Below are 13,803 nucleotides of genomic sequence, written 5' to 3' on the forward strand. Positions count from 1 at the left end.
GACCCTCGTCCACGGGTAGGCGTGAAGTGAGGCCGGGCTCGGTCTCCCCCGCGTACGGCGCCGCGCCCGCCACGGTGCGTGCCCTGCCGGCGGGCTCGGGCCGGACACGACGACGTCGGCCGTGCGGGCCGGCGGAAGGAGCGGGAGTGGGATGAGCGGAGGGATGCGGCGCCCGGACCGGGAGGACCCCGGCATGGCGCGGGCCGAACCCGGGGCCGAGCACGCCGCGCGAACCCGGGGCGAGCATGCGGCCGAGCCCCGGGCGGACCGGGCCGCACCGTCCCCTGCGGACCAGGCCGCCACGTCACCTGCGGACCGGCCCCGGCAGACCCGCGCGGACCGGATCACGGGGTCCGCGACGGACCCGACCACGGAGACCGGGGCGGACCACACCACGGAATCCCCCACGGACCCGCCCACGGAGACCGAGGCGGACCACACCACGGAGACCCCGACGGACCCGACCACGGGAACCCCGCCGGACCACACCAGGGAGACCCCCACGGACCCGCCCACGGACACCGAGGCGGACCACACCACGGAATCTCCGGAAGACCATGCTTCGGAGCCCACCGGCCTGCTGGATCTGCTCGGTGTCGCCGCGGTGCTCCTGGAGGCCGACGGCCGGATCGACATGTGGAGCCCCCAGGCCGAGGAGCTGTTCGGTTACGACCGCGCGGAGGCGGTCGGGCAGTACGCGGCGCTCCTGCTGCTGCGCCCCGAGCACCGGGACGCGGCGATCCGGCTGTTCGCCGAGGTGATGGAGACCGGCCGGGGCTGGGCGGGCGCGTTCCCCGTCCGGCACAAGGACGGTGGCACCAGGGTCGTCGAGTTCCGCAACATGCGGCTGACCGACCACCTCGGCGACCACTACGCCCTCGGGCTGGCCACCGACCGCTCCACCCTGCGCCAGGTGGAGCGCGGCGCGGCCCTGTCCGCCCGGCTCGTCACCCAGGCCCCGATCGGGCTGGCCGTCCTCGACCCCGAGCTGCGCTACGTGACCGTCAACCCGGCCCTGGCGGCCATGCACGGCCTGTCGCCTGCCGACCACGTCGGCCGGCGCCTCGGCGAGCTGCTTCCCGACACCGTGTTCCAGGAGGTCGAGGCCTGGATGCGCGGGGTCCTGGACACCGGGGTTCCCGTGGTGAACCAGCAGGTGGTGGGCCGCACCGCCGCCGACCCGGACAATGATCACGCCTGGATGGCTTCGCTGTACCGGCTGGAGGACTACCAGGGGCACACTCTGGGCATCGCCACGGTGGCGGTGGAGGTCACCGACCGCTACCGCGCGGCCCAGGAAGCCGAGCGGGCCCAGCGGCGGCTGCGGCTGATCGCCCGCGGGTCGGCGCGCATCGGCACCACCCTGGAAGTGGAGCGCACCGCCCAGGAGCTGGCCGACGTCCTCGTGCCCGACCTGGCCGACATGGCCGCCGTGGACCTGCTGGACAGCATGCTGCGCACGGGCCGCACGGACCCGGGCGAGGGCCCGCCGCTGTTCCGCGCCCTGGCGGTGAAAACCGCCTACCACACCGACGCCGCCGCGGCGCTCGTGCCGCCCGGACGGCTCACCGTCTACCATGCCGGCCACCCTGCGGCCCAGAGCGTGCGCACCGGACGCCCCGTGCTGATCACCCATCTGGACAGCGGCGAGATCGGCCGGGTGGCCGCCGACGCCGAGGCCGCCCGGTTGCTGGCCCTGGCCGGTGTGCACACCGACATGGCCGTCCCCCTGATCGCCCGCGGTCAGTGCATCGGTGTCATGGGCCTCGCCCGCGCCCGCAATCCGCTGCCCTTCGACGCCGACGACCTGGCGCTTGCCTGCGAACTCGCCTCGCGCGCCGCGCTGAGCATCGACAACGCGGTGCTGCACCAGCACACCCGCAGCACCGCCGAGGCCCTCCAGCGCAGCCTGCTGCCCCAGCTCTCCCCCTGCCACCCCGGCCTGGAGATCGCCGCCCGGTACCGGCCCGCACAGGCGATCGGCGAGGTCGGCGGCGACTGGTACGACGTCATCCCGCTGGACGGCGACCGCACCGCCCTCGCGGTGGGCGACGTGATGGGCAGCGGGATCCCGGCCGCGGCCACCATGGGGCGGCTGCGCACCGCCACCTCCACGCTGGCCGACCTCGATCTCGACCCGGCGCGTGTCCTCGCCCACCTCGACCGGATCACCCTCGGCCTCGACCCCTACATCGCCACCTGCGTCTACGCCGTGCACGATCCGCGCCTGGGCCGCCTGGAAGTGGCCTCCGCCGGACACCTGCCGCCGGTCCTGATCCCGTCCGGCGGTTCACCGCGCCTCCTCGACCTGCCCACCGGCACCCCGTTGGGCGTCGGCAGCGGGCCGTTCGAGTCCACGACCCTCGACCTGCGCCCCGGCGACCAGCTCGTCCTGTACACGGACGGTCTGGTGGAGACCCGCGACGACCCGATCGACATCCGCCTCGCCGAACTCGTCCGGCTCCTGTCCCCGCCGTCCCCCTCCCCGGAGGAAACCTGCGACCGCCTCCTGCGCGAGCTGCGCCACCCGGCCGGCCACGACGACGTCGCCCTCCTCATCGCGTGCGTGCTCCCTCTGGAGTCCTAGCGTCCCGGGGCTGACGGCGCCGCCGGGCCGACCGCCGTGACCAGCCAGGACGTGCTGGGGAGGCGGACCGTGCCGTCCGCGGCCTCGTGGGCGCGCAGGTGTTCCGCCAGGGCGTGGCGGGCACGCTCCCGTGTCGGGGCGTCGGCCTGTCGCAGCAGGTGGTGGCCGGGGCCCGTGCCCAGGAGGAAGTCCGCGGCGTCCGCGGCGTCGCGGCCCCAGGTGCCGGGGGCCTCCGCCTGGTCGACGGTGACGGCGGTGAAGCCGGCCGCGGTGAGGACGTCGTGGATGCGGTCACGGGAGGCCAGGGAGAACATGCCGGGCAGTCCGGGCCTGCCGAGGTCGCCGAACGACAGGAGGCCGCGCAGGGACGCCAGCGCCGCCACCCCGCCGTTGAGCGCGGCGTCGGCGGGGCAGACGAACGCCAGGCGTCCGCCGGGGCGCAGCGCCCGGCCGACGTTGCCGAACGCCGCCACGGGGTCGGCGTAGAACATCACCCCGAATCGGCTGATCGCCGCGTCGAACGCGCCCGGTTCGAAGGGGTGCGCCTGCGCGTCGCCCTGGACGAAGGAGACGTTGGCGATGCCCTCCCGCTCCGCGCGGGCCCGCGCCTCGGCCAGCATCGGGCCGGACAGGTCGAGGCCCAGCGCGCTCCCCCGGGGCACGCGAAGCGCGGCGCGGCGCGTGGTCTGCCCGGAGCCGCAGCCGAGGTCGAGGACCCGGTGCGTCCCGGTGAGTGCGGCGGCGTCGAGCAGCGGCTCGTCGAAGCCCTCGTTCACGGCGTTCCATCGGTCCTGGTTGCGTGCCCAGTGGATGCCTTCCGGGCCGTTCCATGCCTGCGCCTGCTCGGTGTTGACGATGTCCGGCACGGGTGCCTCCTGCGGTGGCCGGCGGAGAATGGGCGTACGCCCAGACTGTATGGGCGCGCGCCCATACATGCAATCCCGTTACCATCCGGGGAGTTCGCGCCCCTCGCGGGCGATGAGGGAAGGACGGAAGAGAGGCCCATGTCACCGCGCGGAGTAGCGACGCCGGACGTGCGCGAGCGGCTGTTCGCGGCGGCCGAGCGCGTCGTGGAGAGGGACGGCCCCGGCGCGCTCACCAGCCGTGCCGTCACCACCGAGGCGGGCTGCGCCAAGGGGCTGCTGCACGCGCACTTCGAGGGGCTCGACGCGTTCGTGGCCGAGCTGTGCCTCGACCGGTTCGCGCGGACGGCGGTGAAGGCGCGAGAACTGTCGGGGCGCGCCGGGCAGGGCACGGTGGCGCGGAACCTCGACGCCGTCGTCCTCGCGCTGTTCGACTCCGGCGGCCCCGCCCTGTCGGGTCTGGCCATGACCCGCCCCGCCGCCGCGTCACGCGTCCGCGCGGCCCTCGAAGGCGGGGCGCCGGGCTTCACCGCGATCGAGGAGGCCGTCACCGGCTATCTGGAGGCCGAGCAGGGGCTCGGCAGAGTGGCGGCGACCGTCGACCCGCGCACCGCGGCACTCGCCATCGTCGGCACCGCCCACCACCTCCTGATGACGAGCCGGCCCGGCACGGCCGACCCCCGGCCCGCCATGACACGCCTGGTGGCCACCCTGGTGCACACCTAGGGCAGGCCCCGGCGGCTCACCGCTCGCGCTCCAGCAGAGCGAGCACCTGGGGCCGTACGACCATCCACGCGGCGGCGGGCAGATCGCCGAGGGCGGTGGCGCGCAGGGCCTGGAGGGTCTCCTCGGGACCGGTGCCGTGCACGGCGGTGCCGGCGAGCACGTCGTAGCCGTCCCGTACGGCGACCCGCACGACGTGCCCCGCGCCGGCGCGGCGGTGGAGGGCCGAGGCCGCCACGAGGGGCGGCGGACCGCCCGCGTCGGCCGGGAGCTTGCGGTAGGCGCAGGCGATCGGGGCGCGCCAGCGGAGGCTGAGCAACAGGGGCCGCTTGGCAAGGACTTCGGCCAGGTCCGTCTCGCGGACGCCGTCGGTCTCCAGCACCGTGGCCCGCGCGTCGAGGGCCAGCGCGGCGGGAAGCAGACAACGCAGCGTGCTGCCCACGAGGTTGCCGCCGACGGTCGCCGTCCGGCGTACGGCCCCGGTGCCCACGGTGCCGGCCGCGAGGCGCAGGACGTCCGGCACCCGGCCGTCGATCCGCCCGAGGAGCACGGCGGCGCCGAGCGTCTCGGGTCCGATGACGTTGGCCTCCGGCAACTGCCGCAGCGACATGGCCAGTTCGGGGAACCCGTCGCGCTGCCAGGTGGCCCACACGAGCGTCGCCCCGCCGACCGGGACGGCTCCCTCGGCCAGGCACTCCCGGGCTTCGGACAAGGACGCGGGCAGACGCAACAGCACGGTGACCGACCTGCCTTCCTCGGGGAGACCGCAGTCTGCTCGGGCGGGCGGGGGCGCGTACAGGGCTCACACGGGGCACACCGGGTCAACTCAGGCGCTTCTCAGGGAAGTTCGCCGGTAACAGGAATGTGGTCCCCGCGGGCGGGACCACCGGACCCGGTCCCCGGGTCGGCCGGCCCTGGGGGCGGGGGCGGCGCACGGGGGACGCTGGGTGCGCTGCACCGAACGATCAGCACGCAACGATCAGAAGGAGTGGAGCACATGAGTGCCAGGGACACCGGCGTCCACGCCCCCGAGACCCCCGTCGCCGTACGTGTGCGGGCCGACGGCGAGATGGACGAGGAGGACCTCGCCTACCTCCGGGAGAAGGTGGAGGCCGTGCTCGGCCGACCGGGCCTGCCGCCCGTGAGCGGCGAGATCCGGATCATCAGGGCGGCCGCCCACCACGTCGGACAGCCCTGGACCGCCGGCGCCGAGATCCGGGTGGGCGGCTACCTCGTCGTCGTCCACGCCCGCGAGTCCAGCGCCCGCGAACTCGCCGACCGCCTCCAGGACCGCCTGCGCAGCCGCACCGACCGCGTCACCCACCGCGCCCACTGCACCCGCAGGACGGCGACACCGCCGCCGTGGCGGGGCGGCGTGGCGTCCTGAACGACCGTCGGCGACAGGCAGGTTGACGGGAGGAGAACCGCGGGGCGCCCCGCCGAACCGGCACGGCCGGGTACGGCGGGGCGCCCCGCAGCCGTCGGCCGGAACACGTGGCACGGCTCCCCCGACGCCCCCCACGGCCCCGGCGCCCGGAACACGTGGCACGGCTCCCGACGCCCCCACACGCCCCGGCGCCCGGACGCCGCGACGCGCCCGCACACCACCCCCGCACCCCGCACGGCCCCGAACACCCCGACGCGCCCCGCCCGGACCATCCCGAGCGGGGCGCGCGGCGCCTCGTGTCCGTCACCCTCAGTCGTGCGGCACCACCACCACCGGCGCCTTCGCGTGGTGCAGCACCGCATGCGTCACCGGACCGATGTGCGTGCCGAACGACGCGGGCCGACGGCGCCGGCCGACGACCACCAGCCCGGCGTCGTGCGACGCCTCGACCAGTTGCAGCGACGCGCTGCCGTACCCGCACTCCTCGGTGACCTCGACCGCGGGGTACTTCTGCCGCCACGGCTTGAGCACCTCGGTGAGCGCGGCCTCCTCCTGGAGGGACCATTCCTGGTCGAAGGTGGGGTCGGCGGCGAAGCCGTAGACGTAGTACGTCGGCATGGACCACGTGCGCACGGCCCGCACCGAGGTCCCGCGTCGCTCGGCCTCCTCGAAGGCGAAGGCGAACACCGCCTCGTCGGGCGCGGTGGTGTCGACACCGAGGACGACCGGGCCCTCGGCGGCGTCGCCGTCGTGCTGCCACCCGGACCGCACCAGGACGACGGGCCGTCCGGCGCGGGCGACCACGGAGAAGCCCACGGAGCCGACGAGATAGCCGCCGACCCGGCCGAGGCCCCGCGAACCGAGCACCAGCAGCTCGGACTCCTCGGCGACCGCCGCGAGCACCTCGCCCGGGTAGCCGTCCCGGTGCTCGGACAGCACCTCCAGGTCGGGGTGGCGCTGCCGCAGTTCCTCGGCCGTCTCGCCGGAGATCCGCTCGGTCCAGTGCCGCTGCGTCGCCGTGCCGATCACCGGGTCCTCCGCCATCGCCTCGGTCACCGGCTCCCACACGTGCACCAGACGCAGCGGCAGGCCGCGCAGCCGCGCCTCGCCTGCCGCCCACTCGGCGGCGGTACGGCTCTCGGGGGAGCCGTCGAGGCCCACGGTGACGGTGCGGGACATGACGTCCACCTCCTGTTGTCGGACATCCCGTTCGGGATCGGCTCAAGCCTCGCCCCGACGGCACCCCGGCGGGCAGGGCCCTCAGGGCCTCTGTACGGGGCCGATCGTCCCTGAGGCGGGCACAATGGCGGACGCGACCGCTTGTGCTCGACCGGGACCGGTCCTGCACGGGTTCGTCCGCCGTGGGTATGTGTTCCGGCCATGACGCGACAAGTCACGGCGGTGGGAGGCCGGTTGCGCTGGGATGTCCGTAGCATCACGAGCGACATGGCGGGATAGATATGAATGCTTGCGTGGACGAGCAGGCCTGTGCGGCGGAGCCCGCGGTTCCCGAGCGGTGCCGGTGCGGAGCCCTTGCGCCGCGGGGCGGCCCGTCGACGGCCGAGGAACGGTTCCGCGGGCTGCTGGAGGCGGCGCCGGACGCCATGGTGATCGTGGACGACACCGGCGTCATCCGGCTGGTCAACGCGCAGACCGAGGCCCTGTTCGGCTACCGCCGCCAGGAACTGCTCGGCCGCCCCGTCGAGTTGCTCGTGCCCCACCGATTCCGCGACCACCACACCCGGCACCGCGACGGCTACGCGGCCAACCGGCAGGTGCGCCCCATGGGCGCGGGGCTCGAACTGCACGGTCTGCGCAAGGACGGCAGCGAGTTCCCGGTCGAGATCAGTCTGAGCCCGATGGAGACGGCGGACGGGCTGCTGGTCTCCGCGGCCGTGCGCGACGTCAGCGACCGCAAGGCGGCCGAGGCCCGGATCAACGAACTCGCCGCGCTCGTGGAGTCCTCCCAGGACGCCATCCTCGCCAAGACCCTCGACGGCGACATCACGTACTGGAACGCGGCCGCCGCCGAGCTGTACGGCTACACCGCCGAGGAGGCCATCGGCCGGCACGTCTCGATGCTCGCCCCCACCGAACTCCAGGACGACATCTGGGCGTTGCTCGAACGCCTGCGCAAGGGGGAGAAGGTCGAGCACTTCGAGACGCTGCGGGTCACCAAGGCGGGGACGCTGCTGGACGTCGACGTCACGCTGTGGCCGACCCGGGACACCGGGGGCAATGTCGTCGGGGCGTGCGCCATCGTGCGCGACATCAGGGACCGCAAGCAGGTGGAGGCCGAGCTGACGGCCCTGCTGGAGCAGCAGCGGCACATCGCCCTCACCCTCCAGCGCAGCCTGATGGGGACGCCACCCGCCCTGCCCGGCCTGGACACCGCGAGCCGCTACCGGCCCGCCACCCAGGGCGCCGGCGTCGGCGGCGACTGGTTCGACCTGATACCGCTGGGCGCCGGCCGGGTGGGCGTCCTCATCGGCGATGTGATGGGCCGCGGTCTGGAGGCGGCCGCCGTGATGGGGCAACTGCGCTCGGCCGCGCACGCGCTCGCCAAGACCGGCATGCAGCCGCGCCAGTTGATGCAGGCCCTGGACACCGTGGTCGCCGACCTGGACGTACCCGACCAGCTGGTCACCTGCTGCTATCTGGTCGTCGCCCCGGACGCGGGCACCGTCACCGTCTGCTCCGCCGGGCATCTGCCGACCCTGGTGGTCGGCCCCTGGGAGGGTGTGCGCGCGCTGCCCGCACCGGTCAACGCGCCGCTCGGGGTGGGCGGTGTGCTGTACGAGCAGGCGTGCTCGGACATCGCCCCGGGCGCCACGCTGGTGCTGTACACCGACGGGCTGATCGAGACGCCGGGCAGCGACATCGAGGCGCGGGTCGGCGAACTCACCGCCGTCCTGGACACGTTCTTCCCGCGCTCCCCCAACCTGGAGGCGGCAGCCGACCATGTGCTGGCCGAACTGCTGCCGGACGCCGACGGCCATGACGACGACGTGACCCTGCTGTTCGCGCAGCTCCCGGCGGCGCCGCTGGCCGCCGTCACCACCGATCTGGCCGCCGCCCCCTCCTCCGTCCCCGAGGGGCGGGCGTTTCTGCGCCGCACGCTGGCCTCGTGGGAGTGTCCCGCCCCGGCCGACGACGCGCTCCTGCTGCTGTCGGAGACCCTCACCAACGCGGTGCAGCACGCCGAGGGCCCGGTGGGGCTGCGGCTGTGCCGTACCGCCACGGATCTCACCGTCGAGGTCAGCGACCGCAGCCCGCATCTCCCCCAGCCCCGGCACGCCGCGGGGGACGAGGAGTCCGGGCGGGGCCTGTTCCTGGTCCGCACCCTCGCCGACGGCTGGGGGGTACGGCCCACCGACGAGGGCAAGACGACCTGGTTCACGCTGAAGCTGTGAACGCCCGCGCACCGGTGGGCCCGTGCGGGGCACACCGGTGCGCGGGAGAAGGCGTCACGGGGACGGACGAGGGGGCGTCACGGCTCGGGTCGTACCAGCGTGCCCGCTCTGCCGTGCACGATCTCGTACGCCGCGTCCAGTGCCCCGATCGCGGCGAGGCCGCCGGTGCGTTCGACGAACCGGGCCGCCGCCTCGGTCTTGGGCGCCATGGAGCCTGCCGGGAAGTCGCCGCGGCGCAGCTCGGCGGGCGTGGCCTCCAGGACGGGCCGCTGGTGGGGGCCGCCGAAATCGGCGTACACATGCGGCACATCGGTGAGGATCAGCAGGAAGTCCGCCTTGAGGTCCTCCGCGAGCAGGGCCGCGGTCAGGTCCTTGTCGATGACGGCCTCCACCCCGCGCAGCCCGCCGCGGTCGCCGTCGACGACCGGGACGCCGCCGCCTCCGGCGCAGACCACGAGGGTGCCGAGGCCCAGCAGGTCCTGGACGGTGCCGGTCTCCAGGATCCGCTCGGGCGCCGGGGAGGGCACCACGCGGCGCCATCCGGTGGTGTCCCGGGCGATGTGCCAGCCCCGATCGCGGGAGAGCGCGCGGGCGGCCTCCGCGGGGTACACCTGGCCGATGAACTTCTCCGGATGCCCGAAGGCGGGGTCGTCGGCCCGCACCAGGGTGTGGGTCACCAGGGCGGCGACCCGCCGTCCGGGCAGGGCGTCGTGCAGGGCGCGCACCAGCAGGGAGCCGATCATGCCCTGGGTCTGGGCGCCGAGCAGGTCCAGCGGGTAGGGCGCGCTCAGTGCGGCGTCGGCGGCGCTCTCCATGGCCAGCAGCCCGATCTGGGGGCCGTTGCCATGGGTGACGACGACCTCGTGGTCGTGGGCCAGGGCGGCGATCGCGAGGGCCACACGGTCGATGTTGGCCTGCTGGACATCGGCGTCGGGGCGTTCCCCGCGGTGCAGCAGCGCGTTGCCGCCGAGGGCGATGACGATACGCATCGGTCAGCCCTCCACGGCGCCGGGGCGGTCCGCCAGGGTGGCGACGAGGATCGCCTTGATGGTGTGCAGCCGGTTCTCCGCCTGGTCGAAGACGAGCGAGCGGGGCGAGGAGAAGACCTCGTCGGCGACCTCAAGTCCGCTGAGGCCGTACGTCTCGCGCAGTTGGCGGCCGAGCCGGGTGCGGTCGTCGTGCAGGGAGGGCAGGCAGTGCATGAAGGCGACGTCGGGATTGCCCGTCGCGGCCAGCGTCTTGGCGTTGACCTGGTACGGCAGCAGCAGGTCGATGCGTTCCTTCCAGGTGTCGGCCGGCTCGCCCATGGAGACCCAGACGTCGGTGTGCAGGAAGTCAACCCCGTGTACGGCGGTCCCGACGTCCTCGGTGAGGGTGATCCGGGCGCCGCTGCGCTCGGCCCGCGCCCGGCAGGCGGCGACCAGCTCGCCGTCCGGCCACAGCGCGCGGGGCGCGGCGATCCGCACGTCCATGCCGAGCAGTGCGCCCATGGACAGCAGCGAGTTGCCCATGTTGTTGCGGGCGTCGCCCAGGTAGCAGTAGCTGATCTCCGACAGCGGCTTGGCGCTGTGCTCGCGCATGGTGAACACGTCGCACAGGCTCTGGGTCGGGTGCGCGGTGTCGGTCAGCCCGTTGTAGACGGGGACGCCCGAATGCGTGGCCAGTTCGGTGACGATCGACTGGGCGGAGCCCCGGTACTCGATGCCGTCGAACATGCGGCCGAGGACACGGGCGGTGTCGGCGACGGACTCCTTGACACCGAGGTGGGTGTCGCCGGGGCCGAGGTAGGTGGTGGCGGCGCCCTGGTCGCGGGCGGCGACCTCGAAGGCGCAGCGGGTGCGGGTGGAGGTCTTCTCGAAGATCAGCGCGAGCTGTTTGCCGGTCAGCCGGGGGTGTTCGGTGCCCGCCCGCCGGGCCGCCTTGAGGTCGGCGGCGAGATCGAGGAGGTGGCCGATCTCGGCGGCGGTGAAGTCGAGTTCGCTCAGGTAGGAGCGGCCTCGCAGGTCGGTGGTCATCTCTGGTCCTCGGGGTGGTGTCAGGCGACCGGGTCGCGTTCGATCGGGCAGCTCATGCAGCGCGGGCCGCCCCGGCCGCGGCCGAGTTCGGAGCCGGCGATGGTGACGATCTCGATGCCCTGCTTGCGCAGATAGGTGTTGGTGGTGACGTTGCGCTCGTAGCCGACGACGACGCCGGGTTCGAGGGCGAGGAAGTTGCTGCCGTCGTCCCACTGTTCACGCTCGGCGCCCCGGATGTCCTGCGGCGCGGACAGCATGCGGACCTTGTCGAGGTCGAGCGCCTCGGCGAGGGCGGTCGCGAGGTCGGAGTCGGGGGTGACGGCGAAGCGGACCGGGCGGGCGTCGCTGGGCGTGAGGGTCCACGAGCGCAGGGAGTCGGCGAGGCCCGGGTAGACCACGAAGGCGTCGCGGTCGACCATGGTGAGCACGGTGTCCAGGTGCATGTAGGCGCGCTGGGCCGGGAGTTGGACGGCGATCACCCGGGTCGCCGTACCGGCGGCGAAGAGCCGGGCGGCCAGGTTCTCCACCGCCTGGGCGGTGGTGCGCTCCCCCATGCCGACCATGACGGCCCCGTTGCCGAGGACATGGACGTCGCCGCCCTCCAGGGTGCCCACCGGCCCGTCCAGGATCGGCTGGGGGGCCTGGGCGGCGAACAGCGGGTGGAACCGGTAGATCGTCTCGGCGTGCAGGCTCTCGCGCCGCCGGGCGGCCTTGGCCATCGGGTTGATGGACAGACGGTCGTAGATCCAGCAGGAGTTGTCGCGCGGGAAGAGGTGGTTGGGCAGCGGCGCGAGGGCGAAGTCCTCGTCGTCCAGGGCGTTCCAGACCAGGCTGTGCGGGCTGGCGAGCGGCAGGTCGCTCTTGAGCAGGCCGCCGATGAGGTACCCGGCCAGGGTCTCGCCGTCGAGACCGGCACACAGTTCGCGCACCGGGTCCACGAGGGCGGGACCGACGGTGGCGGTGGTCACCACCCGGTCGAGCAGCCAGTCGCGGGCGCCGGGGATGTCGAGGCTCTGGGCGAGCAGATCGGCGAAGTAGTGCACGCGGGCGCCGTGGTCGCGCAGGACCTGGGCGAAGGCGTCGTGCTCCTCGCGGGCCCGCTTGGCCCACAGGATGTCGTCGAAGAGCAGCGCGTCGACGTTGCGCGGGGTGAGCCGGGAGAGTTCGAGTCCGGGCCGGTGCAGGATGACCTGGCGCAGCCGGCCGGCCTCGGAGTCGACGTGGAAGGTGGTCATGACGGTCGTCCTTCGATGGGTCGGTCAGGGGTGTCAGTCGTGGTGGCGCAGGGGGTTGAGGCGGTGGGCCCGGGTGGCCCAGGGGCGCCGGGCGGCGCGGGCCGCGGGAGGCGTCTCGGGGGCGCGGGCCCCGGTGGCCGGTGCCGGGATCGGCACGGTCTCGCCGTACTCGCCGCGGTCGCGCTTGAGCCAGATGTAGACCGGCAGTCCGAGCAGGACCACGAACAGGCCGTAGTAGACGGTCTGGTAGCCGCTGCCCTGGATCGACCAGTACGAGAAGGCCATCGCCAGCGCCGCGACGACGACGTCCCTCGCCAGCCGTCCGGGCTTCAGGCTCGCCCGGCCGCGGACCAGCAGCCAGTACAGCTGGGCGGCGGCGGAGAAGAGATACGGGATGACCGCGGTGAGCACGCTGAGCAGCACGATCTTGGTGAAGACGTCCTGGAAGCGGGTGTAGCTGAACACCGTGATCAGGGAGGCCAGTACGGTCGAGGCGACGATCCCGAAGACCGGTACGTCGTTCTTGCCGCGCAGCCGGGAGAAGGCGCCGGGGAAGAGCCCGTCGCGGGCGGCGGCATACGGCATCTCGGCGCACAGCATGGTCCAGCCGTTCAGGGCGCCGATCCCCGAGACGATGGCGGCCACCGCGACGGCGTCGCCGGCCCAGCTGCCGCCGAAGATGTTGTTCGCGGCATCGCTGAACGGCGCGGTGGACGAGCCGAGTTCGCCGTGCGGGACCGTGCCGAGGACCGCGAGGGTGCCGAGTATGTAGATGACGGCGCAGGCGAGGGTGCCGTACACGGTGGCGCGCGGCACGTTGCGGCCCGGTTCGCGCACGCGTCCGGCGACGACCGAGGCGGCCTCCAGGCCGAGATAGCTGAACAGGGCGATCGCCGCGGCCGCCGAGATCGCGCCCGGCGCGGACTGGTGACTGGCGTTGAACGGGCCGAAGTTGTCCGCCTTGATGAAGAGCAGCCCGACGGTGGCCATGAAGACCAGCGGGACGAACTTCAGCACCGTGGTGACGACTTGGAAGGCGCCGATGTTGCGCACCCCGGTGAGGTTGACCGCGGCGGGAATCCACAGGCCGGTGAGCGCGATGAGGAGGGACACACCGGTGCGGTGCCCGGTGTTGACGAACACCTCGACATAGCCGACCCAGGCGACCGCGATCGCCGCGTTCCCCGCCCATGCGGTGATCCAGTACGACCAGGCGTTGAGGAACCCGGCGAACTCGCCGAAGGCCTCCCGGGCGTACACATAGGGACCACCGCTGCCCGGCACGCGCCGGGACAGCGAGCCGAAGGTCATCGCCAGCGCGAGCGCGCCGAGGGTGACGACGCCGAAGGCCACCAGGGCGATCGGTCCGTAGGGGGCGAGCGCGGAGGGGAGCGCGAAGACGCCGGTGCCGATGATGCTGCCGATCACCAGGGCGGTGGCGGCGGGCAGCCCGAGGGCGGCCGATGGAGCGGGTTTTTCTCCGCCGGGGGTCTCTCCCCCGCCACGGGCTTCCTGCCCGCTGCGTGTGGTCGTGGACATGCCTGTGCTCCTTGTGCGCCTCGATGGGCTCCGGTGCTGGT

The 13,803-nt window shown here is 73.8% G+C and carries 11 protein-coding genes; 4 read left to right on the top strand and 7 right to left on the bottom strand.

Annotated elements, in window-relative coordinates; all coding sequences use genetic code 11:
- Positions 1 to 151 precede the first annotated feature (151 nt).
- Complete coding sequence (locus ACWDD7_RS11505; RefSeq protein ID WP_450457195.1) at positions 152 to 2,587, top strand: SpoIIE family protein phosphatase; 2,436 nt, start codon at positions 152 to 154, stop codon at positions 2,585 to 2,587.
- Here ACWDD7_RS11505 and ACWDD7_RS11510 read toward each other — a convergent pair.
- Complete coding sequence (locus ACWDD7_RS11510; RefSeq protein WP_450457196.1) at positions 2,584 to 3,453, bottom strand: class I SAM-dependent methyltransferase; 870 nt, start codon at positions 3,451 to 3,453, stop codon at positions 2,584 to 2,586. The genes ACWDD7_RS11505 and ACWDD7_RS11510 overlap by 4 nt on opposite strands.
- Before the next feature lie 138 nt (positions 3,454 to 3,591).
- On the opposite strand from ACWDD7_RS11510, the gene ACWDD7_RS11515 reads away from it, so the two are divergent.
- Positions 3,592 to 4,176 carry a TetR/AcrR family transcriptional regulator gene (locus ACWDD7_RS11515; protein WP_450457197.1) on the top strand — a complete coding sequence of 195 codons (585 nt, stop codon included), beginning with the start codon at positions 3,592 to 3,594 and terminating at the stop codon, positions 4,174 to 4,176.
- 16 nt (positions 4,177 to 4,192) lie between these two features.
- Here ACWDD7_RS11515 and ACWDD7_RS11520 read toward each other — a convergent pair whose 3' ends face one another.
- Positions 4,193 to 4,909 (bottom strand): FAD binding domain-containing protein, encoded by a 717-nt coding sequence (locus ACWDD7_RS11520; protein WP_450457198.1) that lies wholly within the window; start codon positions 4,907 to 4,909, stop codon positions 4,193 to 4,195.
- Between the two features lie 261 nt (positions 4,910 to 5,170).
- Between ACWDD7_RS11520 and ACWDD7_RS11525 the strand changes: the two genes are divergently transcribed.
- Complete coding sequence (locus ACWDD7_RS11525; protein WP_351875163.1) at positions 5,171 to 5,560, top strand: hypothetical protein; 390 nt, start codon at positions 5,171 to 5,173, stop codon at positions 5,558 to 5,560.
- Between the two features lie 309 nt (positions 5,561 to 5,869).
- On the opposite strand, the gene ACWDD7_RS11530 is transcribed toward ACWDD7_RS11525, so the two are convergent.
- Positions 5,870 to 6,739 (bottom strand): universal stress protein, encoded by an 870-nt coding sequence (locus tag ACWDD7_RS11530; RefSeq protein ID WP_450457199.1) that lies wholly within the window; start codon positions 6,737 to 6,739, stop codon positions 5,870 to 5,872.
- Between the two features lie 293 nt (positions 6,740 to 7,032).
- Here ACWDD7_RS11530 and ACWDD7_RS11535 point away from each other — a divergent pair, with 293 nt between their 5' ends.
- Complete coding sequence (locus ACWDD7_RS11535) at positions 7,033 to 8,973, top strand: PAS domain S-box protein (RefSeq protein ID WP_450457200.1); 1,941 nt, start codon at positions 7,033 to 7,035, stop codon at positions 8,971 to 8,973.
- 77 nt (positions 8,974 to 9,050) lie between these two features.
- Here ACWDD7_RS11535 and ACWDD7_RS11540 read toward each other — a convergent pair whose 3' ends face one another.
- The 4 genes from ACWDD7_RS11540 to ACWDD7_RS11555 are packed head-to-tail and all read right to left on the bottom strand — an operon-like array spanning position 9,051 to position 13,762.
- Positions 9,051 to 9,962, bottom strand: coding sequence for a carbamate kinase (locus ACWDD7_RS11540; RefSeq protein ID WP_351871199.1), 912 nt, complete (start codon positions 9,960 to 9,962; stop codon positions 9,051 to 9,053).
- 3 nt (positions 9,963 to 9,965) lie between these two features.
- Positions 9,966 to 10,988: an ornithine carbamoyltransferase gene (gene argF / locus ACWDD7_RS11545; protein ID WP_450457202.1), complete on the bottom strand. Its 1,023-nt coding sequence runs from the start codon at positions 10,986 to 10,988 to the stop codon at positions 9,966 to 9,968.
- Positions 10,989 to 11,008: 20 nt separating this feature from the next.
- Positions 11,009 to 12,223 carry an arginine deiminase gene (locus ACWDD7_RS11550; protein WP_351871205.1) on the bottom strand — a complete coding sequence of 405 codons (1,215 nt, stop codon included), beginning with the start codon at positions 12,221 to 12,223 and terminating at the stop codon, positions 11,009 to 11,011.
- A 33-nt stretch (positions 12,224 to 12,256) separates the two neighbouring features.
- Positions 12,257 to 13,762, bottom strand: a complete 1,506-nt coding sequence (locus ACWDD7_RS11555) for an APC family permease (protein ID WP_450457203.1) — start codon at positions 13,760 to 13,762, stop codon at positions 12,257 to 12,259.
- Positions 13,763 to 13,803: the final 41 nt, after the last annotated feature.

The sequence above is a fragment of the Streptomyces sp. NPDC001056 genome (assembly GCF_053598955.1).